This is a genomic window from uncultured Microscilla sp. (genome assembly GCF_947493425.1).
GTDB lineage: Bacteria > Bacteroidota > Bacteroidia > Cytophagales > Microscillaceae > Microscilla.
Window position 1 is genome coordinate 34,971 of record NZ_CANLRP010000003.1, and the last position, 23,752, is coordinate 58,722.

The window sequence follows — 23,752 nt, forward strand, 5'->3', positions numbered from 1 at the left end:
AGACAATGAGGTTATTTGGGTTTTCGCTTTTGCGTAATGGAGTCAAGTATGATTATAGTTTTCACGAGAGTTTGACTTCTTTGAGTGGCATCACAGAAAAAATATACCTGGCGTTGGGTGAGGGAGAAGACAACACCGAAGAAGTGCTGCAACAGTATGATTTTTTGCACATCATACCTACCGTATGGGACCACAATATACGTAAAAGTGGGCTTATTTTGTCGCAACAAACCAACATCGCCCTAGACGCTTTGCGTAAAGATTTTGACCAGGAACCCGGCACCTGGGGTTTTTACCTACAGGCCGACGAAGTGATCAATGAAGAAGAGTATGAAAAAATGAAACAGGACATTGCGTATGCCAACGAACACGGCTATGACGCGGTGCGTTTTCGTTACCTCCACTTTTGGTCTAGTCATAACAAAATAGCCATTGACTTTCAGTGGTACCCACAAGAGATAAGAGCTGTACGCCTAAAGAGTAATATAAAAAGTTGTTTGGATGCCCAAGGCTTCGAGGGCTTTGAAAAGGTGTATGACAGTGACGCTTTTATTTATCATTATGGGCACGCCCGTAGCGATGAGGGGTACGAAGAAAAATACAAAGAATTTCATAAATGGTGGCACACGTCTGAAAAGGCCATTGCCCGCTCAAAACGAAAATTTGAAAAACGCACCAGTGAGCGCACCCTGAAGTTGTTGCCTTACTTTGGTACCCATCCTTCTTTGATGAAAACACGCATTGAAGAAGCAAACGATGTGTTTGAGCAGGCTCCTGTAAAAGCAGTGTACATATTGGCAGATAAAAGCTTGTTTTCAGACGAGTTTATTGCCAAAATAAACGCAGAGCAAATACATTGGGTCACTGAGGATAATTACAAAAAAGCACCGAAAGATCAATTGGTAATTTTGCGCCCTGGCTTTTGGCAAAAGCTACGTTATAAGTCTGAAGTTCCGCTCAAAACCCATTCAGACCTTGCCCGCCCCTGGACTAGCGAGACCATTTTGACCCTGAAACTTGCTGAAAAAGGCATAGGATTAAAAAAGATTTAAGCCAAAACTCAAGGTGGTGTTGTCACCACCCTACACCACTGCTACCAAAAGTTATTTTTTGATCAAATGTGGGTATTTATTGGGGTTGCTTTGAATGTACTGGGGCATTGTATTATCCAAATCAATAAATTTAAACGAGGTATTAGTGTCAAACAAATCTTTGCCTTTAGATATAATCTCCTCCACCCTTTTTTCATCTTTATAATAATCGGCGTTAAATTCGGCATGAGCATAAGCTTCTAGTTTTTGAATGATTTTTTTGGTACCTCCCAAATAGCTAAAGTGCCAACCCCCTTCTTCTATTACTGTAGTGTGGGCGTTTTCAAATTCACGCCACAAGCGAGCTTTCTTCACTGTTTTCAATGCTTTGTAATGACACATCACTGTGCCTCGCCAATAACCTAAACCGTTTTTGTTGGGCTGGGCTATTCGGGGTTTGTCACCTGTATCGTAATAGGTACATAAGCCATTGAGGTAATAAAAAAACAGCCTTTGTTCAAATACTTTAATACCTGATTTGTCTTTATGAGTGGCTACTTTTGCCGGGTGGGGTATTTCGTCTATGTCAGATATAATCACTACATCGTTGGGTTGGCAATTGACCAAGCCTTGCTTGATTTGTTCTCGCTGGTAGTTTTCGTAGTCCCAAGTGGTAGGTACCCTAAATTTGGCAAAAAAACCAGGGTATTGATCTACCACGATGTGAATAATTTTATCTAAAAAAGGCGCAAAACGTGCTTTATTTTGCTCAAAATGCAATGGTTTTTCTTTTTTCTGAAAAGTTCGTGTGGCTTCTACCAATACAAATTTATCTACCACATCGTTCAACTCATTCAGCCTGATTTCCAACAAATCTAGTTCATTGAAAAACACAAAACAATCATAAACCATAAGCTTATTATCCTCATTTTTTCTATAAAACTAAGTATATGGCACAAAGATATTATAAACTATAAAAAAGTAGTAGTTTTGGCATCTCAAAATAATTCAAACAGAGCTGAAGGTCATCTGTTTGCTCAACATTTGGTTTTAGATTATGAAGAAGTATGTCAATTTGATGAGGTTTACTAAAAACTGGCCTAATTATTTTTACGCTAAATACTTAGACAAAAAACAGGAGCCTATTCATTTTGTGGGAAAAAACAATGTAAAGCTGGAAGTACCCCGCGAAATTATTGCCATTTTTAAGGAAATATACATGGAAGATTTGTACACCTTATCTTTCTTGAAAGAACACCTACCCAAAGACCCTAAAATTGTAGATATTGGGGCAAATGTGGGCTTTTTTGCTACTTTTATGGCAGATCATTTTCCCCAGTCAAGCATCTATGCTTTCGAGCCTTTACTCACCAATTTTACCCAACTTAAGCAAAACTGTGCGTTGAACCCAGATCGACAAATGGTGGCTAAAAACCAAGCTGTTTCGGGCAAACCAGGTTCCATCACCTTGTATTACAACCCTGACAAAACGCTCACCCCATTGGCGTCTACCTCGGCATCGTTTGATAACAAAAATGTGCAAAAAACAGAAGTAGAGGCAGTGACAGTAGAACAAATCATGGATGAGTACAACTTAGACAAGATTGATTTACTTAAACTGGATTGCGAAGGGGCAGAGTATGATATTTTGTATAACACGCCCACCCATTTATTTGACAAAATAGGAATGATGACAATGGAGGTGCATAATGGTGATGTACCTCGTGAAAACTTAAATGATTTGAAAAAGTTTTTAACCGAATTGGGCTACCAAATCCGCACCAGAGGCGATGATTTTGTATGGGCTTGGCGTGCATAAGTAACAAGCAGTTAGCCACAAGCGGCAAGTATCTGTACTTGCCGCTTGTAATTCATCAAATATTAGCCACTTGTTGGTATACCCCTAAGGTCTGAGCGGCACAGCGTTGCCAGGTAAAATCATTGTAACGGGCTTGCCCTTGATCAATCAACGACTGGCGTAAGGTTTCATCATCAATCAAACGGGTCATTGCTTCGGCAATGGCTTCAGGTTGGTAAGGGTTGGTATGCAGGGCAGCGTCACCGCTTACTTCCAATGTAGCTCCCAGGTTGCTGGTAATCACCGGACACCGCTTTTGCATAGCCTCTAGTATAGGAATACCAAACCCCTCGTATGCCGACGGAAACACAAAACTAAATGCGTGTTTGTACAAGGAGGCAAGGGTGAGGTTGTCTACAAATCCTAGATACAAAATTTGAGCACTTGCCGGACTATTTTGCATATAATCAATCAATTCCTGGGCAAATTCGTGATTGCCCCCTTTGCCCCCCACAATCACCAACCTAAAGTCAGGGTATTGTTCGTGTATTTGTTCAAAAGCTTGCACCAGTTGCCACACATTTTTTCGTTTTTCGAGGCTACCTACTGATAAAAAATAAGGAAAGTCATAAATTGCTCCCTTATCGTCGGTATTCAGATGATCAACCCCATGATAAATGCTGGTAACCTTGCCTTCAAACCTGGGGTAATACCTTAGAAACTCTTCTTTGGCAAACTTCGACACAGTAATTACATGATCGGGTTGTCCTTCGTACACCATTTTGTCAAACCTTGCCTTGCCCCAAGCTGCAAACTCAGGTGTTACAATATCCTCTTGAAACACAATCATGTCGTGTACTGTTACTACCTTTTTTATTTTTTTAAGGGCAGGTATTATAAAATCGGGGCCGTGGAAAACATCACATTCTTTGAGCAAGGTAAACTGTTTGAGTGGCAGGTAAGGCTCAAGGGCAATGCCTGGAACATGCTGACGCATAAAGTGGGTCTTTCTAAATCGTGAAGCTTTATATACCCCTGTCACATGAAGTTGATTTTGCTTGAGCAATTGCTGCGATAAATTTTTAATATACACCCCTATACCAGTAATTTCGGCATAGTCTATTGTAGACAAGTCTAGTTTTACGTTCAGCACAATAGTATCTTTAAAAATAAGGAAGTAATTAACGGTTTAGAAAGCCTTCAATGGTTTGTTTTACCTGATCGACACTAATAGCCCTGACACAAGCACAAACATTGCTTTTGCGACAATCATTACATTTTTTATCCAACCCAAGGTAGTGCGCCTGCTTGCCTACTGGTTGCCATCTGCCAGGGTGCATAGGACGTATGGGGGGATAAATACCCAAGGTGTGAATACCCACCGCAGAAGCTATATGCAAAGGACCAGTACTACCTGCCAAAAAACCATTGGCCTTGCTGGTCAGTGCTACCAGCTCAGACAGGCTCAACTTACCAGTAAGGTCGTGTACATGGGGAAACTTAAAAATTTCAGGTGCTTGTTGTTTGATGAGGTCACCTTCAGCTTTGATGCCTGTAATTAACACTTGAAACTTGTTGACAGGCAATGCCTTGACCAATTGTGTATAATTGTCGAGCCCCCATTCTTTGGCGCTACCCTTCGACTTAGGGTGAATAATCAGGTTAAACTTATCAGGCGAAAGCCATTGAATAACATCGTTGTTAGGCATTGTCTGTTGGTTGGGCTCTAGCCCATACCATTGCTTTATTTGTTCCAGAGTTGGCTTAGTAAGCAATCCTAGTGGAGCAAACAGCTTAAAATTGAGTTGTGCCTCGTGCAGCTCAGATTGCTTGCGGGTAAAATTTACTTTTTGGTTGCAATAAAGCCAATGATACCAACGGTGACTCGTACCAATCCTTAGAGGTATACGAGCTTGTTTGGCGGCTTTTGCTACTTCCTTGTCGGGGGCAGCAAACACAATGGCTTGTGCCTGTAAACTTGCCAGAATAGCAGAATCTTGCACCACGCTTTCTTTGTCAATGAACTGGTCGACAAACTTACTGGATTCGATGACTGCACGGGTATAAGATTTACCCAAAAAATATACCTTAGTGGTAGGAGCAATTGATTTGATATACCCTGTCATAGGAAGCGTAAGCATGACGTCTCCCAGGTTATCGGTACGGCTAATGATAATACTTTCGGGCAGCTTTTTCAATGATGAAGAAGTTATACTGATACCATTCTTTTGCTTGTTCCCTTATGTAGGGTCAGAGTTATACACCTCAGGCAATTCAAAGTCAAATTTAAGGTCTTGCATACACTTAAAATGCCCCTTGGGGCAATGGTTTTTGCCAGATTTTGAGCAAGGACGGCAATTGAGGTCATTGTTTTCTAAAATAACATGAGGGGTGTCATATGGATAAAAACCCAAGGTAGAGGTTCCACCATAAATGGCATAGATTTGTTTTTGAAAAGCGGCTGCGATATGCGTAAGCCCAGTGTCTTGCCCAAAAACAAGTTCAGCTTGTTTTACTATAGAAGCTGACTGACTAATACTTAGTTGGTTACAGGCATTAAATATAGTCAAGTTACTGGCAGGCTTATGGGCAAAATGAGCAACTATTTTATCTCCGGTTATTTTATCTTCTTTGCCTCCGATAAGTACTAAAGGACGATTAATTTTTTTGCATAATTCCATCATACGGTTGAGGGGTAATATTTTAGTAAATTGGCTGGCTCCAATCACAAAAGCCACGTATCCTTTGTGGTGGGTGGATGGTAAAAACTGTTGAATATCAACTTCTTGCTCTTTAGGTATAAAAAAATCTAACCCTTTGCCGTCATACTGTACACCCAATGGTTGCACGGTTCGCAAATACCGATCTGCCACATGCAAATTGGGCATTGTTTTTACCTTAAACTTTACAAATAACCAACGACGTAAGGTGAATTTATGATAGCTATAGGTTTTACGCCGAAGTTGCAAACGCATTAAGCGTGTGCGTACATTTTTGTGTAAGTCGATGATAACATCAAACTTTTCTTTTTTGAGGTCAGATACCAGCTCACTGAGGCTATCTTTTAAAAAATGTAGTTGGTCTATATAGGGGTTAGCTATCACCATTTCTCTATACACATATTTGGTACAGAAGTGTATTTCGGCATTAGGAAGTTGTTTTTTGAGTACACGCACCACAGGCGATGTCCACACAATGTCACCAATTGCTGAAAACCTGATGATTAATATTTTTTGTTTCTTATTTTTTGTAATGCTCATATTTGAATAGGCGTCCGTTTCCTCAATATTAATTCTTTTCAAAAAAGCTTATTTATTTTTTTGCTGTTGTTGATATTCCCTAAGTTTTACATATTTCAGAAAAGTAGTTTGGGCATCCATGATGCCAATAACAAAACCATAATAACCACTCAAAAAGCCACGCTTTAACAAATAAGCTTTCAAAAAAGCAATCAAGGGTTTGGTCACAATCAAAAATACATTGGAACGTTTACCTTTGTCGTAATAACTTTTGGCAGAAATAGATGAGAATTTATTCATTTGGCTTACGTGTCCCTCTACTGAGTAGTAGCTATAGTGTAGCAAATTGCCTTTGAGCTGGATAACCTTGGCACTTTCTTCCATTATAAACTCGTCGTGCGGGTTTAATCCTCCCCAGGCTCCTTTGTTACTTTTCCATAAGCGTAACTTGGTGTCAGGGTACCATCCTCCGTACCACATCCATTTGCCACAATAGTTGGTTACCCGGTTCATTTTATAACCATCAGCTGTCCAGTTTTCTTTAACTGCCAAAATAGATTGGCGTAATTCATCATCCAACGCCTCGTCTGCATCCAGCGACAACACACAGGGGTGAGTAGCTTGGGTAATGGCATAGTTTTTTTGTTCTATGTGCCCTTCAAACTTGTGTTGTACAAACTTTACTCCTCGCTTACGACATATAGCTTCTGTAGCATCAGTAGAAAAAGAATCTACAATCACAATTTCATCTGCCACACCTTGCAACGAGTCAATGCAGCGTCCAATGTTTTGCTCTTCGTTATAAGTAATGATAACTACGCTTATTTGAGGCATAAAATTTATCTCAGACATTAGGGAATTTACAAACAGTCACAAAGTTAAACATTATTCATAAGAATTTACCTTATTCATTCACTGCTTGTTGTAGCACCTGTAACAGATGGCAAAACATAGCCTTGTTTATTGCATAAATCAAGAATAAAGCATTAGTTTTGTTTGAAAGTTTACAGGAAGATAACCCCAGGTTTGGCAATGGAAACAACACCTCAAAAATATTCGGAACAAGAAAAAGAAAATATATTTAATCTGGAGTTTATGCCTCATATCGATGCGGCGTACAACTACGCTTTTCATTTAACCTTAAATGAAGACAACGCCAAAGATCTTGTGCAAGATACCTATTTGCGTGCGTTTCGTTTTATAGAATCTTTTCAGAAAGGAACTAATGCCAAAGCGTGGTTGTTCAGAATATTGAAAAACAACTTTATTAATAACTTCCGTAAAAAAGTAAAAGAACCTGCCAAAGTTGATTATCAGGAAGTTGAAAGCATCTACAACTCTGAAGATACCGAGCTCAATGTTACTGCAGATCTGAGGGTAGAAGTGCTCCAGAGTATGATAGGCGATGAAATAGCCAACGCGCTCAATGCACTGGCAGTAGACTTTCGTACAGTAATTATTCTCTGCGATATAGAAGGATTTACGTATGAAGAAATGTCTAAAATACTGGATATTCCTATAGGTACGGTACGCTCCAGACTACACCGGGCTCGAAATCTTTTAAAAGAAAAATTAAAAGATTATGCCGAAAAAATGGGTTATGAGGACAAGCGCAAGTCAAAAAATAATGCTTAGTATGCCTGTAGCTTTTAACTACGCTTTTTGTAAGTTACTGAAAATTAACGTGATACAAAAGTGTAGATACCTGTGGAACAGGGTGTACCTAGAACCTTGCACCTAGTCCCTAGAACCTTGTCGGGGCTTATAACTAACTGCACCAATGTGTATGGGTAATTAAGGACTTATTGTGACTTATAACTTCTAAAAGCACCTTTTTAATTAAAAATTTAAACCTTTATTTCTGTTATTGATATGTGGTCATCAATAAAAAAACTATTTACGTTCGGAGGAAGCAAGCCCGACTGTGGATCAAAATGTAAAGATCCTCAAATATGCCTGGATAAACTACAGTTAGTAGTAGACAACGAAACTGATCCTGAAAAAGCAGCCCAGATTCTGGAGCAAATAAAAGACTGTAAAATGTGTACTGATTGCTACGAGCAAAACAGTTGCCTGAAAGATTTATTGCATAATAAAATAGAGCGCAAAGCAGTCCCACAAGATTTGATTGATTGTATCAAGTCGAAACTGAAAGAAGAAGGCAGTTAAAACATCATTCTCTGGTTTTGTTTTGTATTTTGTAGTTTAGTACGCATTTTTGTGCATGGAAAACAATTTTTCGGAACAAAAACACACCACAACAACTCCTACCCAAGGAAAGGTGATTATATTTTCAGCCCCATCTGGCTCTGGAAAAACAACTATAGTACAACATTTATTAAAAAATAAAGCACAATTCGGTTTTTCTGTATCTGCCTGCACCCGCAATAAACGCACACACGAAACCCATGGAAAAGATTATTACTTTTTGACTGTGAAAGAGTTTAAACAAAAAATAGATGCACAGGAATTTGTAGAGTGGGAGGAGGTGTACAAAGACAATTTTTATGGTACACTCAAGGCAGAAGTAGAAAAAATTCGTAATACTGGAAAACACGTATTGTTTGATGTAGACGTTAAAGGAGGTATCAACCTTAAGAATTATTACCAAAACGATGCTTTGTCTATTTTTGTGAAAGTACCCTCTTTAGAAGTCTTAGAAAAACGTTTGCGTGCCCGTAATACCGAAACTGAAGAAAGTTTACAGCGCCGATTGGCAAAAGTAAAAAAAGAACTACAAGATCAGGACAAGTTTGATATTATTGTAGTAAATGAGACCCTGAAAGACACTTTGGTAAATGTAGATGAAATCATCCAAGACTTTATAAGCCCCAAATCAATCAATCAAATTACTTAAACTAACTAATTTCACAATCAATGAAAATAGGTTTGTTTTTCGGTTCCTTCAACCCCATCCATATTGGACACTTGATTATAGCCAATACAATGGCAGAAAACACCCACCTCGAAGAAGTGTGGTTTGTGGTTTCGCCGCAAAACCCTTTTAAGAAACAAAAGTCATTGTTGCACGAGTTTGACCGCCTGGATATGGTAGAAAAAGCCATTCAGGATAATTATAAGCTCAAAACCTGCGATGTAGAGTTTCATTTGCCTCGTCCCAGTTACACCATCGATACGCTCACAGTGTTACAGGAAAAACACCCAGCTCATGAGTTTGGTTTGATCATGGGGGGTGACAACCTGAGCCATTTTCATAAATGGAAAAACTACGAACAAATTCTAGAATACTTTAGGTTGTATGTATACCCGCGCCCCGATTCACGCCCCAGTGATTTAGACAAACACCCAAAGGTGAGTTTTGTAGAGTCACCTTTAATGAGTATCTCAGCCACTTTTATTCGCAAAAGCATCAAAGCACAAAAATCTATCAGATACCTGGTGCCCGAGTCGGTAGATTTGTATATCAAAGAAAAGAAGTTTTATCTATAACATTACAGAGTATAAAAAAAGCGTTGTCAATGATTTTGCAACCATTGACAACGCTTTTTATAGTTTATCTATCGGTGGGTGATTATTTATTTCTGCTAATATATATTTTACGTCCACGGTCATTCAAATAATAAATGCCTTTGTTGTTTTTGCTAAATTTTCGCCCAATAAAAGGTTTCTGAGCGTTTGCCTGGAGGTGTCTTACTGTAGGCTTGGCACTCGACCAGTAGATTTGTTGTTTGCTGCCTCTACGCGAGGGTTTGTACACATAGTTGCGGGTGTTTACTGCTACTCGACTTTTAATCAGGTGACTTTTTAATACATACCCCTCATACTCCCCTTCGCCTTTGAGTTTTACATTTACATACGCCCAAATACTGTTAGACGATTTTTCAAGGCTTACCAAGTCTACCTTCATTACCTCGCAGCCAGCGTGCAACACTGCTTGAACATCAGAAGATACTGCAGGTTTTTCAAACAAATTGGAATTGCTTACTTTAATGTAAGCCGTTTGAGCCATGGCAAAAGAAGTGATCAGTAAAGCCATGTAAGTAATGATGATTTTTTTCATTGATATTTAATTTAACTACGCGGTTCGTATTTTAATAGTACAAATATCTATAATTATATTAAGTAATCAAATACTAAATTGTACTTAATTAAGCAAGTTTTTTTTTAGTTTTTACTGCAAAAATTTTAACTTACTGTATTTGAGTAGGTTTACTGTATTTATAGGCTATGCCTTCTTTCTAAAAAAATGACAAACAAAGTAGCCCCGTGCGTACAAACTGTACTGAACGATGGGGTGGGAGAGGAGGGGGGAAGAAGAAAAACAAAAAAATACAGTGCAAAAATTATAATATCAATGCACAAGCTACTAACTTGCGCATCTAAAAGTGAAGATATAAATTATTATATGGAGGCTGTTTTACTTTTAGAAGATCAGACCATTTTTCGAGGCAAAGCCTTGGGCAAAATTGGTACTACTACAGGCGAGTTGTGTTTTAATACTGGTATGACCGGATACCAGGAGATATACACCGACCCATCTTATTTTGGGCAAATCGTCATCAATACCACCTCACACATTGGTAACTACGGAACCATCGACGAAGACAATGAGTCGAATAGTGTGAAAATAAACGGAATGGTATGCAATTATTTCTCACCCATTTATTCCCGCAAAACTGCTGATAGTTCGCTCCAAGATTACCTGGAAGCTGCCAACTTGGTAGGCATAAGCGATATAGATACCAGGGCATTGGTAAAGCACATTCGGCACAAGGGAGCAATGAACGCGGTTATTTCTTCAGAAAATACTGACCTTGAATTTTTGAAAACCAAATTGGCCGAAACCCCTTCAATGGCTGGGCTGGAGCTTGCCTCTAAGGTAACTACTGCGGAACCTTATTTTTTGGGCAGTGAAGGTGCCAGGTTTAGGGTGGCAGTGCTTGACTTGGGGATTAAAACCAACATTCTGAACAATTTCCACGAGCGTGATTGTTACTGTAAGGTGTTTCCGGCAAAAGCTTCTTTGGAAGAAATGCAGGAGTTTCAACCTCATGGCTACTTTATTTCTAATGGACCTGGCGATCCGGCATCTATGCCTTATGCAGTTGAAACAGTGAAAGAAATGTTGGCAACCAATACTCCAGTATTTGGTATTTGTTTGGGGCACCAGGTAATTGCCTTGGCAATGGGGGTAAAAACCTATAAAATGCATAATGGGCACCGTGGCTTGAACCACCCTGTCAAAAACCTCATTACAGGTAAGAGTGAAATTACTTCGCAAAACCACGGTTTTGGTGTAGATCGCAAATCGGTTGAGGGCAACAAGGACATCATTGTTACTCATGTAAACCTCAACGATGATACGGTAGCAGGCATTAAGATTAAAGGCAAGAAAGCATTCTCGGTACAATACCACCCTGAGTCTTCGCCGGGTCCACACGATTCTCGCTACTTGTTCGACGAGTTTATTCGCCTCATGGCAGACTAAAGTACATCATTCATTAAACGCTTCCTTGTTTGAATTAGGAAGTATTCAATAAGTTTTTGTCCCACACCTAAAGCGGCTCTTGAGCAAAGCTTTAGGTGTTTTTTTATTTACTCCCGAAGCCTGTTGGTTTGATCAAATGCAAATACATGTAGAGTGGATAGAAAGACAAGGATATTTGTTGTATCAAACTAAGGCACATATACCACAAATGTGTGATTGGTTGATAGTATAAATTTTAAAGTAGCAATATATTGTATAAGCGTTCATTTATGTAATAATTAGCTTGCCCTAGTTTGGCTTTCTTGAGAAAACCATCATTAGCTAAAGTATTTAAATAATTGGCTGCAGTCTTTCGTGAAACACCTAAGTCTTTTTCCATAAATTCAATTTTTGTATATGGGTGTTTAAATAAGTTATTTAATAAATCCTGACTATAAAATTTTTTATACTGTGCTCTAATTGAATGTTTGTACTCAGACATTAATTGTTGTATATTTTTTACTACTTGAATTGTTTCGTTAGCAATATTTTCTACGCCTGTTATAATGTAGAGAAGCCAAGGTTCCCAGTTGTTTGTTTCTCTTACATCTTGCAACAATCTATAGTATTCAGCCTTATTTGCAATAATGTAACGGCTAAGGTATAAAATGGGTAATTCGAGTAGGTCTTTAATTACTAGGTAAAGCACATTAATAATACGTCCAGTCCGTCCATTGCCATCATAAAAAGGGTGAATACTTTCAAATTGATGATGTATTATAGCCATTTTTATTAATGGATCTAAATCTGATAAGTCGTCATCATTAATAAACCTCTCTAGGTTTGTCATCAATTCTTGTATTTCTTGGGCGTTTTGTGGTGGCGTATATACTACCTGACCTGTAGTAGCATTTGTGAGCGTAGTCCCAGGGTTTGCTCTGAGCCCAGCATTATTTTTTTCAAGAGTTTCCTGTATTTTTTGTATTTGATTAACTGTTAAAACCTTGTGTGTAGATATTAAATCAAATCCATGTTTTAGTGCCGCAATATAATTCTGAACTTCTTTTGCTTCTAGTGATTTAATACCTTCTAAACTTAATTCGGCTTTGTATAAATCGTCGTGTGTAGTGATAATGTTTTCTATAGCACTACTATCTTTTGCCTCCTGCAGTACCAATGCATTAATTAAAATAGCTGCATTAGGGATACTAGATACTACTCCTTTTAATTCAGCTAGTGCTTTGTTTGCAGTATTTACTTTTTTTAATACTTGTTTAGTCTCTAAGTCGTATGGTAATGGTAGTTTTTGAATACTCATATTAGAATAAAAGTGGAAATTTTACTCAAAGGAAAATAGATATGGGAAGAAAATCAAAAAATCTACCCAAAGGGATATAGATATGGGAAGAAAATCAAAAAATCTACCCAAAGGAAAATAGATATGGGAAGTGTAATAGCAAATTTGTAGCTTCACCACAAAAAAATAACCCCGCTTCTGTACAAGAAACGAGGTTTTGATTTAGGCAATAATACTCAATTGCTCCAACACTTTTTGTTCAAGTTGTTTAGGCACTTTGGCATATTGCAAAAAGCTCAAACTGGCAGACGCACGCCCCGAAGATAAACCACGGATGGCAGGTACATAACCAAACAATTCGCTCAAAGGTACTTCTGCCTTGACAATCTGTGATCCGGCTTTGGTTTCCAAGCCTACAATCATACCCCGACGGCGGTTAATGTCGCCATTAATCACCCCAGTATATTCTTCAGGAGTAGTAGCTTCTACCATCATCACAGGTTCAAGCAAACAAGGTTTTGCCAGGGGTGCTGCCTCTTTGAATCCTTCTAGTGCTGCTTGTTCAAAATCTTGGGCAGTAGAGTCATTCTCATGAATACCACCATCAAACAAACGTACTTGCATCGATTCTATGGGGTAACCCGCTAATATACCCTGTTGCATGCCGAGCTCAAAGCCTTTTCTCACCGAAGGAATAAACTCCTGAGGAATTGCCCCTCCTTTGATGTTGCTTATAAACTCTAGTCCAGGTTTACCATCTTCGCGTGGCGATAATTCAAAGGCTATTTTGGCATAACTACCACTGCCACCGTTTTGTCGCTTAAGCAAATAGGTATGTTTTACCGACTGAGTAAGTACTTCTTTATAAGCTACTTGAGGCGCCCCTTTTCGGATACTAAGCTCAAAATCGTTTTGCATACGATCTATCACTACCTCAAGGTGCAATTCGCCCATTCCACGCAAAATAGTTTGTCCGGTTTGGTGGTTTACCTCCAGTTTTATCGAAGGGTCTTCCTCTTTTACTTTTTCAAGCGCTTTGCCTAATTTATCGGCTTCTTTTTGGTTTTGAGCTTCTATAGCATATCCAATGACTGGCTCAGGAAACTGCATGGCTTCCAACACTATAGGTTGCCCTTGGGCAGTCAAAGTATCCCCAGTACGGGCATCTTTGAGCCCCACAACAGCACAAATATCACCAGCCGAAGCTTGGTCGATGCCTTCATATTTATCAGACAAAATTTGCCGCAAACGACTTGCCCTGACTTTTTGCCCTGTACGCATATTGTTTACAAAATCGCCCCGGTTAAGGACACCAGAGTATACCCTTACGAGCGCCATTTTACCCACAAACTTGTCTACCAACACCTTGAAAACCAGCCCTGAAAATGGCGCATTAACGGTTGTTTGACGTACTTCTTCTTGTTCGGTTTCAGGGTTTATACCCACTACTTCGCTTTTGTCTTGAGGCGAAGGCAAGTAGTCAATGACAGCATCAAGTAAGGGTTGTACTCCTTTGTTTTTATATGCCGAACCAGCCAAAACAGGGGTAATGTGCATTTGCAAAGTAGCTTGTCTAATGGCGCGCATAAGGTCAGCTATTGTGATGCTTTCGGCATTTTCTACATATTTGCTCAACAACACCTGGTCATACTCAGCTACCTGTTCCAGCAAATGTTCACGCCAATGCAACGCTTCTGCCTGCCACTCTTCAGGAACCGGAAGTCGTTGGAAGGTTTGCCCTACGTCATCATCGTTCCAGACAATAAAATTCATATTTAACAAATCAATTACGCCCCTAAAGTTGTCTTCAGCCCCCACTGGAAGCTGCAAAGGCACAGCATTCGTTTTCAAACGTTGCTTCATTTCAGCCACTACTCTCAAAAAATTAGCTCCTTTGCGATCCATTTTATTCACAAAAGCCAACCTTGGTACTCCATAACGGTCGGCTTGTCGCCATACAGTTTCTGATTGGGGCTCTACCCCCGAAGCAGCACAAAACAACATGACTGCTCCATCGAGTACTCGTAGTGAACGTTCTACCTCTACCGTAAAGTCTACGTGCCCTGGAGTGTCTATCAGGTTGAACTGATATTTTTGCCCCTGATGCTGCCAAAAGGTAGTAATGGCGGCAGAAGAAATAGTAATGCCTCGTTTTTCTTCTTGTGGGTCACTGTCCATGGTAGTGTTACCGTGGTGCACTTCGCCCATTTTATGAATCATTCCAGTGTAGTACAATATGCGTTCAGTAGTGGTAGTTTTTCCAGCGTCTACATGCGCCATTATACCCAGGTTACGAAGGTTACTTAACTTTTTCATAAGATAATTGATTTTAAAAATTGAACTAAAATTTGATAGCAAAGCTGATGAAAGGGCACAAAAAAAGCCTCCCTAAGAATAGAGAGGCTCTTGACAATGACTTACAGGTGTGTTGAATCACCAGTTTAGCATCGGCAATAGGCATCTGTTCTTAGAGGGTAAATCCCTAAGAGGCAAAGTCATGAAAAGTAATTTGCTTATCTGAATAAGCGTTTGAACAGATTGTCGATACATCATTTTATACAGTATTTTCACGCGTTTTACAACAGTAATACGCTATAAGCGAAAAGTAGAACTGACTCAATCATCATCAGTTAACTACAACCACTTTTTAGAGGTATATATAATTTTGTCTTTTTTACACAAAAAAAGCCTTTCCCAAAAAAGGAAAGGCTTCAATAGTGTGTGTGTTGTTTTGATATCTATTGATTTGAACCTTACAATTTTAGGCATAATCGGAGTGCATCATTATCTATCCAGATAATGCGTACCGAAGCAATGGCTTCTATGTGATTATGTATGTAAGGGTTTGACATTTCTAATTTAAAATTAAACTTCTTCTTTCAAAACTACGACAAGCGCACTGAAAGGTTTCGTTAATGCAAAGGTAATGATATTTTTTTAACAAAAAAAAGCTTATATATTCTTGATAAAATGAAGGGTTTTAATTATAATTAAATAAAGATTTGTGGTTTTGCTGACTTGCAGTTTTTGCAAAAGCACCACGACATTCGTGTTTATCCTTTTAATGAGCCTTTTATATTCATAACTCACCATCGGCTTATCCAATAACCTTCTTTTTTATGCTTTTAAAGCACTTTTTTGGCAACAACATCTACCTTCTTTGCGTTTTTGTTGTCATCTTGTCACACTAAAAACCTTAAAAAATTTAAACACACACACAATGAAAAAGCTACTTGATGAACACTATGTACTTGTACAATTAGATGAAGAACATAATATAATTGAGATAGTCTGGAGAAAGTTTGCCATGAGTAGACAATATCGCCAGGCTATAGAAACAGCGTATCAGGCAATTGTAGAATATAATGTGACTGGTTGGTTGTCGGATATGACCAATGCAAGTGTAGTAGCAATGGAAGACCAACAATGGATGAAAAATGTGATGATTCCAAAGGGGATAGCGGCAGGCATTGCCAAGGCAGCTATTGTAAAGTCGGAAGATATTAATAGCCAAAAGTTTGTCAGAAGCGTTGAGTCTGGTATGAGAAGCTTTTCTAGTGGGCATTTCGCCTCTATTGAAGAAGCCCGTGAGTGGCTTAAGAAAGAAACTGTATTGAACTAAAAACTCATGCAATAGGAGACTTATTTAGGAACGTGATTACCCCATGAATGTATTAACTGAGGGCTTTAAGTATTTGATAAACAATGCCTTCAATTAAAAATAAGCACCTTCATCGCTTCAGCTCGTGTCTCCACCATAGCCGTCAGGCTAATATTTTTTAGTGATTTAATCTGTCTTTCATGGCCAGATATTGATGTTTTAATCAGTGTTTGAAGATGGCGCGCTGCGTCCTCGCGCGTGCCCAGCAAATTTTACGATGGCACACGCGAGGACGACGTGCGCAAGCTGTTTTTTTAGTTCCAAATATTTCTGTGTAAAAGAGAAGAAACACTTAGTTTTTATGGTTTTCTGCTTAGTCTGACGGCTATGGTGTCTCCACGAGCTGATCGAAACCTTGAAAAACACTGTTCCCAGGCGCTGTAATGAGGCGATTTGTGAAGACACAAACCGAGGTGAAAAAATAGTAGGGTAGAGTACTGCACAATCCCCAACCTGAGATGATATACCCCCAAAAAAGAAAGTGGTAATTTTTATAGTGAAAAAAACAGTATATTGAAGTCTATAGAGCCAATGTTGATCATAAAGTGTAATTTATAAAAAAGCAATGGTTTTGTTTGACGCAATTGACGAATTGCCACCAATAATTGATCAAATGCCTGGCTTACTTTACCACCCACAAATAAACACCTATTTCACCGTCTTGTCACCCCTTAATCTTTTAAATATGGTCACTAGACAGCGATAAACCGTTATTTGCTCCCGCTATTTTTTTTAAAACTTGTATTTTTTGAAACATTTGAGTAGTATTGTAGTGTATTAGTTAAGTAGTACACTAAATCACTACTCAAACAATGATAAAAGTAGAACAACTTTCTTTTGGGTATAAACGCAAGCAAGCCCCCCTGTTCAACCAATTTGACCTTAGTTTGTCGTTGGGCAATATTTATGGTTTGTTGGGGCAAAACGGGGCGGGTAAATCAACCTTACTCAAACTATTGGCAGGCTTACTTGTTCCCCGAAAGGGGCATATCTATGTGGGTGGCTTAACACCAAAAGCACGGGCACCACAATTTTTGCGCGAAGTGTATTTGGTGACTGAAGAGTTCTATTTGCCCCCTTTTTCTATCCAAAAATTTGTAGCGTTGTATAGCCCCTTTTATCCACGCTTTAGCCACGAGGCGTTGAGTAATTATTTACAAGAGTTTGGGTTGCAGCCCAACCAAAAGCTAACAGGGTTGTCATACGGGCAAAAGAAAAAGTTTTTATTGTCTTTTGGGTTGGCTACCGATTGCCAGTGGTTGATCTTAGACGAACCCACCAATGGTTTAGACATTCCTGCCAAAAGCCAGTTTAGGCAAGTGTTGGCAAGCGCCATTCATGACCAACGTAGTTTTGTGATTTCGACCCACCAAATAAGAGACATGGAAGCCTTGATAGACCCCATTATTATTTTGGAGCAAGGCAAGCTGGTGTTTCATCAAAGTTATGAGTGTATGGCACAAAAGCTCACTATGAGCAAGCAGAAAAACTTGCCCAGTGACGACCACCTGATATATGCCGAGTCGGGGTTGGGGGGCTATACTGTAGTACAAGAAAATACCACACAAGCCGAAACCAACCTTAGCCTTGAGCTATTGTTTAAGGCAGTGATTAATAATCAAGAAAAAATCAATCAAATATTTAATAAATAGCCCGTGAAAAAACTTTTTGACATAGCGAGGTTTGGGTGGCTTTTGAAAGCAGAATTGTACCGAAGCAAGCGAGGAATCATCATGGCCTTTGCCATCACGTTTGGCTTATTGTTGCTCAACTTGTGGCTAGAACCTTTGGTAAGCACCAGCCCCGTATATGACGCACACCCGGAAAACTATGCCTTGGCTTTGTTTATGGGTGGTTTTGCCCTCAGTAGCCTGGCTTTTAGCGATTTGGGTAACCATCTAAAGCAATACCATTACTTGGCGTTGCCAGCGTCTACCCTCGAAAAGCTACTCACAATGTGGTTGCTCACTACTTTGGGCTGGGTGTTGAGCTTTTCATTGATGTATTATGTATATACCCTCATTGCCAACCCATTAGGGCAGTTGCTTTTTCCACAAGTTACCTTTGAGGCATACCAACCATTGGGTAGTTTTTCGTTGCGTAGCATTCACTATTATTTAGTATTGCAAGGTGCATTTTTGGTAGGCGCAGCGCATTTCAGGGGCTACGTATTTGTTAAAACACTGTTGGTGTTGGTGCTGTTTGGGAGCTTGTGTGTAGGCTTAGGGTATTTGATGATTTCGGGTTTGAGCAATGCCGAAAACGAGTGCTTAACTAATCTGGAAAACAAGCCGGGTACTTTATTCTATGGGTTTTGGCAAAGCGTTCAATGGGTATTTTGGTGGTTGTTTGCCCCCTTGTGTTGGGTAGTTACATTTTTTGGGTTAAAAGAAAAGGAGGTATAGCGTGGAGTTTAATGATAACCAACCCATTTATATGCAAATAGCCGATCATTTTTGTGAACATGTATTGCTCAAAAAATGGGAGGCAGGCGACCGCATTCCCTCGGTGCGCGAAACAGCGGTAAACATAGAAGTAAACCCGAATACTGTCATGCGTACTTTTAACTATTTGCAAGAGCAAGGTATTATATTCAATAAACGAGGCATTGGCTATTTTGTGGCGGATGATGGATTTGAAAAAACTAAAGCATTGAAAAAGAAAGACTTTATCACTCAAGAGCTGCCCGCTTTTTTTAAGGCTATGAGCTTGCTCAATTTGAGCATCGAAGACATTAGGCAGTATTATCAACAATACCTCGATAACCAAACCGATGACGTCCCATGAAAACAAGTCATAAAATATTATTAATTGTGGTGGGTTTTGTGGGGCTGTTTGCTTTAGTAGGTGGGTGGATGCTACGCCTTGAGGTAAAAGCCAGGGTTGCCCAAAAGCGACACCAATATCGAACTATAGACCTGAGCCAAGCACCCCAACTAGAGCTCAGGGGTAGGTGGCAAGTGACCATACAGCAAGGTAGCCAGGCAAAACTTAGTTTGGCTAAATCTGATGTGCCCCCTGTGATCACAAATACCCAGGAAACCATTCGGCTCAAGGTTACAAAAGCCAGCCCAGTATTAAAGGCACGTATTACTTTGCCTACACTTAAGTACTTGCGTCTTGCCAATGGTACCACAGTGGTGCTGCAAAACTTCAAAGTAGACTCGCTCGCGGTAAGGCTTAGCCCACAAGCCAGCTTTACAGGTAGAAACAATGAGTTTGTGTACTTACAGGTAAAGCCTGTTGATGAGTAACCAGTTTTTATCAATTGTTAGAAACTGTCCGCCTTTTGAGGCAATTAATTTAAAAACCATATAACCATCAGTAGATAAACAGCTTTTAGTTGCTTGTAATGCAAAAAGACAACTTGCAGCTAATGGCTTGCTACTTTTAAAAAAAAAGAACCATGAAAAGATATTCACCAAAAACCATTGCCCGTGTTGCTGGACTGTTTTACTTAGCAGTAATTGTATGTGGCGTGTTTGCCGAATTTTTTGTTCGAGGCAAGTTGATGGTCTCAGGCAATGCCACCGCCACCACTCAAAACATTATGGCATCGCCTGACTTGTTTCGTTTGGGTTTTGTGAGTGACTTAATGATGTTATCTGCCTTTTTATTATTGGCTTTTACCCTTTATGTATTATTCAAGAGTTTGAGCAAAAGCCTCTCTTTACTGTTTTTGTTGTTGGTAGTGATTAGCACGGCTATTTTATGCCTGAATATGCTCAATCATTTGGCGCCTTTGTTGATGCTGACAAAGGGCAATTATATGGCAGCATTTAGTGGCAGCCAAGGAGAAGAACAAGTGTTGTTTTTCTTAGATATGCATAAAAACGGCTACATGATTGCCCAAATATTTTACGGAGCTTGGCTGTTTCCTTTGGGATATTTGACTTACAAGTCGTCTTATTTCCCTAAAGTATTAGGCATCTTGCTTATGCTAGGTGCAGTGAGTTACCTTACCGACTTTTTTATCTATTTTTTGTTGCCAAACAATTATAGAACATTGTCGCCCATCATTACTTTGCCAGTAGATATTGCCGAATTTTCGATGTGCTTGTGGTTGTTGATCAAAGGTGTAAAAACACCTAAAAAGAATACGTCACAGCCTACATTAGCCACTGCTTAACCCATAACAAATCAGTAGGGGCTTTATTTCATTTAGTAGTAGAAACCTGATTTATTTGGTTTACTTCGGCTTGATATTTATCATAAATGAGTGGATATTGAACCTGAATAGATTCAATATCCACTCATTTTTTTTATACAATGAAGCATAAGTTATTATTTGTATTCACCTTATTGCTAGGTCTTCACATATATAGCCAGGCGCAAGGTGATTTTAACCCCAAAAAATATAAAAAGGCAATTAAACGCGAGCGAAAGTCCAAGGACAAAGAAATGAAAAAAGGGGAGCAATCGCCCTTAAGCAAGGTTGATCGGCGTAAGTTTAAACGGCTCAAATACTACAAGGTAGATATTACTTATCGAGTACTTGCCAAAATAAAGTTGACGCCTGACACCGATTTTTTTGATATGATGACCTCCAATGGCAAAAAGCAAAAATATCGTCAATATGGAATCTTGCACTTTGAGCTACAAGGCAAAAAACTTACCTTACCTGTATACCAAAGCCAACGCTTGATGCGATTACCCCAATACAAAAAGTATTTGTTTACCCCTTTTACTGACTTAACCAACGGCCAGCATACCTATAGTGCGGGGCGTTACCTTGACCTGCGCATTCCTACTCAAAACACCTCCAGTTTTATCATCGATTTTAACAAAGCATACAACCCTTATTGTGCTTACAACTCTAGTTATTCCTGCCCCATTCCACCCCCTGTCAACCACCTAAACATAGCCATAAAAGCAGGAGAAAAGAAGTTTAAAAAATAATAACAGGTTCGTTAGATTACAATCCTCCAAAGCCTGGTTTTGGTCATTTGATGGATAGGATTTAGTGACAACTCCTCTTTAATTCAGTGAAAATTGACAGTGTAATCGGGATTTTTACTGGATTGTTGTATCTTAATTTTAAATCAAAAACTTACATCCAATGATTCAGAACCAAATGAATGACCAGCCAAACAATAAGGCAGGTGACGAAAAAATGAAAAAGGCGTATAAACTTGCCAAAAGTTTGCTCAAAGACCGCTTGGACAACGAAGAAAAAGAGTTGCTCGAAAACATAGACCAGTCAGATGTGGTAGTAGTCAGTGGTACCTACGATCATATTCACCTTGTACTTACCCACCTCAACTTACCTTTTATAGAAGTGAACCATTCGCAGTTTTTGGAACTAAACCTCAAAGGAGATCAAACTGTATTTGTAAACTGTGCCGCAGATTTTCCGCCAGAAGGTGCGCGTAAACTGGCTACTTTTGTGGCAAAAGGAGGACAATTGATTACCACCGATTGGGCGCTTAAAAACGTGCTGGAGGTGGGGTTCCCTAATACGGTAGCTTACAATGGCAAACCTACTGGCGACGAAGTAGTACGCATTGAGTTGTTAGATCGTGAAGACCCTGTGATTGCGGGTTTTTTGGATGAAGAAACCGAGCCGGTATGGTGGCTGGAAGGATCGTCTTACCCCATTAAAATATTGGACAAAGAAAAAGTAAAAGTGTTGATGAAGTCGAAAGAACTAGGCGAGAAATATGGCGATGATCCGGTAATTGTACGCTTTAACCACGGCGATGGGGTAGTGTACCATATGTTGTCTCATTTTTATTTGCAACGCACCGAAACCCGCGAAGCCAAACAAACAGGGACAGCATCGACTTATGCGATGTCGAAAGGGGCTACCTCTGAGACCATGGCACAGTACAACAACGAAGGCGAAGGGGTGAATTATGGCGAAGTACAATCGGCAAGTACCTCAGCAGAGTTTGTGTCGAGAGCCATCCTTAAACAAAAAAAGAAGTGGAAACCCAAAAAATGAAACCAACAGAAATAGAATCAGGGAAATAGAGTCAGACAAAACAGGGGTTTTGCTAGCTTGGCAAGTTGCCAGTGTTTTATACAATAGGGGTAGCCCTGCTTTAATTAATCTTGTGATTGCTGTCAACTCACTCTATTTATTGTACTTTTGTTGAACGAACGAAAACTTGTACTGGCATACATCCCTTGATGGCGGAATTGTAGCAATAAGTTTTAAACTTTTTACAACATCGTGTAGTTTTTTGAAAATATAATGAAGGTAGATTATTTGATTGTAGGGCAGGGCATTGCAGGTACGGCACTTTCGCACACCTTGCTGCAGCAAGGCAAAAAGGTGTTGGTAACTGATACGCCTTATGCGGGGAGCTCTTCGAGAGTAGCAGGGGGTGTTTGTAATCCGATTACGGGCAGAAAACTAGTAAAGACCTGGAAAGCCGATGAGCTTTTTCCTTTTTTAAAAGCTTTTTATCAAGGCTTGGAAAAGACATTAAACACGCAGTTTTTTTATCCCCGACAAATCTATCGTACATTTAAATCGGTAGAGCAACGTGACCAATTGCTTGAGAAAAGTGCCCAAAACGAGTGGGAGCATTTTTTTGATACCAAGGTAAACGACCACCTTTACGAGCCTTTTTTAGATGCTCCAATGGGAGGTTGGCAAACCAAACAAGGAGGTTGGCTTGATACATCGAAGCTCTTAGATGCGTATTGTCAGTATTTACAAACCTTGGGGAGCTATCGAAAGGTAGAGTTGGTGTATGATGATATACAAATAACACCAGGCAAGGTAGTATGGAAAGATGTGGAGGCAACGCACCTTATTTTTTGTCAGGGTATGCAAGGTAAGCATAACCCTTATTTTGCTCAAATGCCCTTTAGGTTGGTTAAAGGCGAACTGTTACATATCAAAATAGACCAACAACCACCCCTGGAAAATATCATTAGTCAGGGAGTGTTTATGTTGCCATTGTCAGACGCGCCTGGCGAATACTTGGTAGGGGCAACCTACGAATGGAGAGACTTGAGCACTGTGCCCACCGAAAAAGCCAAGGCACAGTTGCAAGAAAAATTGAATAAATGGCTTAAATTGCCCTACGAGATTTTGGGGCAAAAAGCAGGAGTTCGCCCCGCCACACTAGATCGTCGTCCTTTGGTGGGTGTACACCCCGATTATCCAGCAATTGGTTTTTTTAATGGCTTGGGCACCAAAGGTGTGTCTTTGGCGCCTTATTTTGCCCGGCACTTGGTAGAGCATATCGAGCAAGGGGCACCCTTAAATGAAGAAGTAGACTTGATGCGTTATTGGGAACACCCGATTGATAAATCTTGATAGTATACAACCTGACTAACCATAT

General features: G+C 39.6%; 24 protein-coding genes. 16 read left to right on the forward strand and 8 right to left on the reverse strand.

Annotation, left to right across the window (positions count from 1 at the left end):
- Window positions 1–5 precede the first annotated feature (5 nt).
- Window positions 6–1,052: a hypothetical protein gene (locus Q0954_RS01655; protein WP_299452772.1), complete on the forward strand. Its 1,047-nt coding sequence runs from the start codon at window positions 6–8 to the stop codon at window positions 1,050–1,052.
- 51 nt (window positions 1,053–1,103) lie between these two features.
- On the opposite strand, the gene Q0954_RS01660 is transcribed toward Q0954_RS01655, so the two are convergent.
- Window positions 1,104–1,943, reverse strand: coding sequence for a hypothetical protein (locus Q0954_RS01660; RefSeq protein WP_299452776.1), 840 nt, complete (start codon window positions 1,941–1,943; stop codon window positions 1,104–1,106).
- 145 nt (window positions 1,944–2,088) lie between these two features.
- Here Q0954_RS01660 and Q0954_RS01665 point away from each other — a divergent pair, with 145 nt between their 5' ends.
- On the forward strand, window positions 2,089–2,850 hold the full coding sequence (locus Q0954_RS01665; protein ID WP_299452779.1) for an FkbM family methyltransferase: 762 nt from the start codon (window positions 2,089–2,091) through the stop codon (window positions 2,848–2,850).
- A 55-nt stretch (window positions 2,851–2,905) separates the two neighbouring features.
- On the opposite strand, the gene Q0954_RS01670 is transcribed toward Q0954_RS01665, so the two are convergent.
- The 4 genes from Q0954_RS01670 to Q0954_RS01685 are packed head-to-tail and all read right to left on the reverse strand — an operon-like array spanning window position 2,906 to window position 6,920.
- Window positions 2,906–3,982, reverse strand: coding sequence for a glycosyltransferase family 1 protein (locus tag Q0954_RS01670; RefSeq protein ID WP_299452782.1), 1,077 nt, complete (start codon window positions 3,980–3,982; stop codon window positions 2,906–2,908).
- Between the two features lie 28 nt (window positions 3,983–4,010).
- Window positions 4,011–5,027: a glycosyltransferase family 9 protein gene (locus Q0954_RS01675; protein ID WP_299452785.1), complete on the reverse strand. Its 1,017-nt coding sequence runs from the start codon at window positions 5,025–5,027 to the stop codon at window positions 4,011–4,013.
- Between the two features lie 42 nt (window positions 5,028–5,069).
- A complete protein-coding gene (locus Q0954_RS01680; protein WP_299452788.1) occupies window positions 5,070–6,089 on the reverse strand; it encodes a glycosyltransferase family 9 protein in 1,020 nt (339 codons plus the stop codon).
- Between the two features lie 48 nt (window positions 6,090–6,137).
- Entirely contained in the window at window positions 6,138–6,920 is a 783-nt protein-coding gene (locus tag Q0954_RS01685) for a glycosyltransferase family 2 protein (protein ID WP_299452791.1), read from the reverse strand.
- Between the two features lie 180 nt (window positions 6,921–7,100).
- Between Q0954_RS01685 and Q0954_RS01690 the strand changes: the two genes are divergently transcribed.
- The 4 genes from Q0954_RS01690 to nadD all read left to right on the forward strand — a co-directional run bounded on the left by Q0954_RS01690 (window position 7,101) and on the right by nadD (window position 9,518).
- Window positions 7,101–7,703 (forward strand): sigma-70 family RNA polymerase sigma factor, encoded by a 603-nt coding sequence (locus tag Q0954_RS01690; protein WP_045114100.1) that lies wholly within the window; start codon window positions 7,101–7,103, stop codon window positions 7,701–7,703.
- Between the two features lie 237 nt (window positions 7,704–7,940).
- Complete coding sequence (locus Q0954_RS01695; protein WP_299452797.1) at window positions 7,941–8,237, forward strand: hypothetical protein; 297 nt, start codon at window positions 7,941–7,943, stop codon at window positions 8,235–8,237.
- Between the two features lie 55 nt (window positions 8,238–8,292).
- The gene (gmk, locus tag Q0954_RS01700) at window positions 8,293–8,925 is read left to right on the forward strand and encodes a guanylate kinase (protein WP_299452799.1); all 633 of its coding nucleotides are present in this window, start codon (window positions 8,293–8,295) and stop codon (window positions 8,923–8,925) included.
- Window positions 8,926–8,945: 20 nt separating this feature from the next.
- Window positions 8,946–9,518, forward strand: a complete 573-nt coding sequence (nadD, locus tag Q0954_RS01705; protein ID WP_299452801.1) for a nicotinate (nicotinamide) nucleotide adenylyltransferase — start codon at window positions 8,946–8,948, stop codon at window positions 9,516–9,518.
- Between the two features lie 82 nt (window positions 9,519–9,600).
- Here the strand turns inward: nadD and Q0954_RS01710 are convergent, their stop codons facing one another.
- A complete protein-coding gene (locus Q0954_RS01710; RefSeq protein ID WP_299452803.1) occupies window positions 9,601–10,089 on the reverse strand; it encodes a hypothetical protein in 489 nt (162 codons plus the stop codon).
- Between the two features lie 294 nt (window positions 10,090–10,383).
- Between Q0954_RS01710 and carA the strand changes: the two genes are divergently transcribed.
- The gene (carA, locus tag Q0954_RS01715; RefSeq protein ID WP_299452805.1) at window positions 10,384–11,517 is read left to right on the forward strand and encodes a glutamine-hydrolyzing carbamoyl-phosphate synthase small subunit; all 1,134 of its coding nucleotides are present in this window, start codon (window positions 10,384–10,386) and stop codon (window positions 11,515–11,517) included.
- A gap of 235 nt (window positions 11,518–11,752) precedes the next feature.
- Here the strand turns inward: carA and Q0954_RS01720 are convergent, their stop codons facing one another.
- Together Q0954_RS01720 and fusA are read right to left on the reverse strand one after the other, a co-directional pair.
- Entirely contained in the window at window positions 11,753–12,814 is a 1,062-nt protein-coding gene (locus Q0954_RS01720) for a Fic family protein (protein WP_299452807.1), read from the reverse strand.
- 201 nt (window positions 12,815–13,015) lie between these two features.
- Window positions 13,016–15,109, reverse strand: a complete 2,094-nt coding sequence (gene fusA / locus Q0954_RS01725) for an elongation factor G (protein ID WP_299452810.1) — start codon at window positions 15,107–15,109, stop codon at window positions 13,016–13,018.
- Between the two features lie 904 nt (window positions 15,110–16,013).
- Here fusA and Q0954_RS01730 point away from each other — a divergent pair.
- From Q0954_RS01730 to Q0954_RS01770, 9 genes are all read left to right on the forward strand, one after another.
- On the forward strand, window positions 16,014–16,415 hold the full coding sequence (locus Q0954_RS01730; protein ID WP_299452812.1) for a hypothetical protein: 402 nt from the start codon (window positions 16,014–16,016) through the stop codon (window positions 16,413–16,415).
- 851 nt (window positions 16,416–17,266) lie between these two features.
- Window positions 17,267–18,106, forward strand: a complete 840-nt coding sequence (locus Q0954_RS01735; RefSeq protein WP_299452815.1) for an ATP-binding cassette domain-containing protein — start codon at window positions 17,267–17,269, stop codon at window positions 18,104–18,106.
- A 3-nt stretch (window positions 18,107–18,109) separates the two neighbouring features.
- A complete protein-coding gene (locus tag Q0954_RS01740; protein WP_299452817.1) occupies window positions 18,110–18,859 on the forward strand; it encodes a hypothetical protein in 750 nt (249 codons plus the stop codon).
- Window positions 18,860–18,890: 31 nt separating this feature from the next.
- On the forward strand, window positions 18,891–19,241 hold the full coding sequence (locus tag Q0954_RS01745) for a GntR family transcriptional regulator (protein ID WP_299452820.1): 351 nt from the start codon (window positions 18,891–18,893) through the stop codon (window positions 19,239–19,241).
- On the forward strand, window positions 19,238–19,708 hold the full coding sequence (locus Q0954_RS01750) for a hypothetical protein (RefSeq protein WP_299452823.1): 471 nt from the start codon (window positions 19,238–19,240) through the stop codon (window positions 19,706–19,708). The genes Q0954_RS01745 and Q0954_RS01750 overlap by 4 nt, the downstream gene beginning before the upstream one ends.
- A 152-nt stretch (window positions 19,709–19,860) precedes the next feature.
- Window positions 19,861–20,583 carry a DUF4386 domain-containing protein gene (locus tag Q0954_RS01755; protein WP_299452825.1) on the forward strand — a complete coding sequence of 241 codons (723 nt, stop codon included), beginning with the start codon at window positions 19,861–19,863 and terminating at the stop codon, window positions 20,581–20,583.
- Between the two features lie 140 nt (window positions 20,584–20,723).
- Window positions 20,724–21,353, forward strand: coding sequence for a DUF1684 domain-containing protein (locus tag Q0954_RS01760; RefSeq protein ID WP_299452828.1), 630 nt, complete (start codon window positions 20,724–20,726; stop codon window positions 21,351–21,353).
- A 160-nt stretch (window positions 21,354–21,513) separates the two neighbouring features.
- Window positions 21,514–22,398 (forward strand): hypothetical protein, encoded by an 885-nt coding sequence (locus Q0954_RS01765; protein ID WP_299452830.1) that lies wholly within the window; start codon window positions 21,514–21,516, stop codon window positions 22,396–22,398.
- A gap of 252 nt (window positions 22,399–22,650) precedes the next feature.
- A complete protein-coding gene (locus Q0954_RS01770; protein ID WP_299452832.1) occupies window positions 22,651–23,727 on the forward strand; it encodes an FAD-binding oxidoreductase in 1,077 nt (358 codons plus the stop codon).
- The last annotated feature ends 25 nt before the right edge of the window (window positions 23,728–23,752 follow it).

Bases quoted from the DNA above. Each gene is read 5' to 3' on its own strand.
- Q0954_RS01760 (WP_299452828.1), top strand. From the start codon at position 20,724: ATGAAGCATAAGTTATTATTTGTATTCACCTTATTGCTAGGTCTTCAC.
- Q0954_RS01765 (WP_299452830.1), top strand. From the start codon at position 21,514: ATGATTCAGAACCAAATGAATGACCAGCCAAACAATAAGGCAGGTGAC.
- Q0954_RS01680 (WP_299452788.1), bottom strand. From the start codon at position 6,089: ATGAGCATTACAAAAAATAAGAAACAAAAAATATTAATCATCAGGTTT.
- carA (WP_299452805.1), top strand. From the start codon at position 10,384: ATGCACAAGCTACTAACTTGCGCATCTAAAAGTGAAGATATAAATTAT.
- Q0954_RS01720 (WP_299452807.1), bottom strand. From the start codon at position 12,814: ATGAGTATTCAAAAACTACCATTACCATACGACTTAGAGACTAAACAA.
- Q0954_RS01745 (WP_299452820.1), top strand. From the start codon at position 18,891: ATGCAAATAGCCGATCATTTTTGTGAACATGTATTGCTCAAAAAATGG.
- Q0954_RS01710 (WP_299452803.1), bottom strand. From the start codon at position 10,089: ATGAAAAAAATCATCATTACTTACATGGCTTTACTGATCACTTCTTTT.
- Q0954_RS01665 (WP_299452779.1), top strand. From the start codon at position 2,089: ATGAAGAAGTATGTCAATTTGATGAGGTTTACTAAAAACTGGCCTAAT.
- Q0954_RS01750 (WP_299452823.1), top strand. From the start codon at position 19,238: ATGAAAACAAGTCATAAAATATTATTAATTGTGGTGGGTTTTGTGGGG.
- nadD (WP_299452801.1), top strand. From the start codon at position 8,946: ATGAAAATAGGTTTGTTTTTCGGTTCCTTCAACCCCATCCATATTGGA.
- Q0954_RS01660 (WP_299452776.1), bottom strand. From the start codon at position 1,943: ATGGTTTATGATTGTTTTGTGTTTTTCAATGAACTAGATTTGTTGGAA.
- gmk (WP_299452799.1), top strand. From the start codon at position 8,293: ATGGAAAACAATTTTTCGGAACAAAAACACACCACAACAACTCCTACC.
- fusA (WP_299452810.1), bottom strand. From the start codon at position 15,109: ATGAAAAAGTTAAGTAACCTTCGTAACCTGGGTATAATGGCGCATGTA.
- Q0954_RS01690 (WP_045114100.1), top strand. From the start codon at position 7,101: ATGGAAACAACACCTCAAAAATATTCGGAACAAGAAAAAGAAAATATA.
- Q0954_RS01655 (WP_299452772.1), top strand. From the start codon at position 6: ATGAGGTTATTTGGGTTTTCGCTTTTGCGTAATGGAGTCAAGTATGAT.
- Q0954_RS01685 (WP_299452791.1), bottom strand. From the start codon at position 6,920: ATGTCTGAGATAAATTTTATGCCTCAAATAAGCGTAGTTATCATTACT.
- Q0954_RS01730 (WP_299452812.1), top strand. From the start codon at position 16,014: ATGAAAAAGCTACTTGATGAACACTATGTACTTGTACAATTAGATGAA.
- Q0954_RS01695 (WP_299452797.1), top strand. From the start codon at position 7,941: ATGTGGTCATCAATAAAAAAACTATTTACGTTCGGAGGAAGCAAGCCC.
- Q0954_RS01735 (WP_299452815.1), top strand. From the start codon at position 17,267: ATGATAAAAGTAGAACAACTTTCTTTTGGGTATAAACGCAAGCAAGCC.
- Q0954_RS01755 (WP_299452825.1), top strand. From the start codon at position 19,861: ATGAAAAGATATTCACCAAAAACCATTGCCCGTGTTGCTGGACTGTTT.
- Q0954_RS01770 (WP_299452832.1), top strand. From the start codon at position 22,651: ATGAAGGTAGATTATTTGATTGTAGGGCAGGGCATTGCAGGTACGGCA.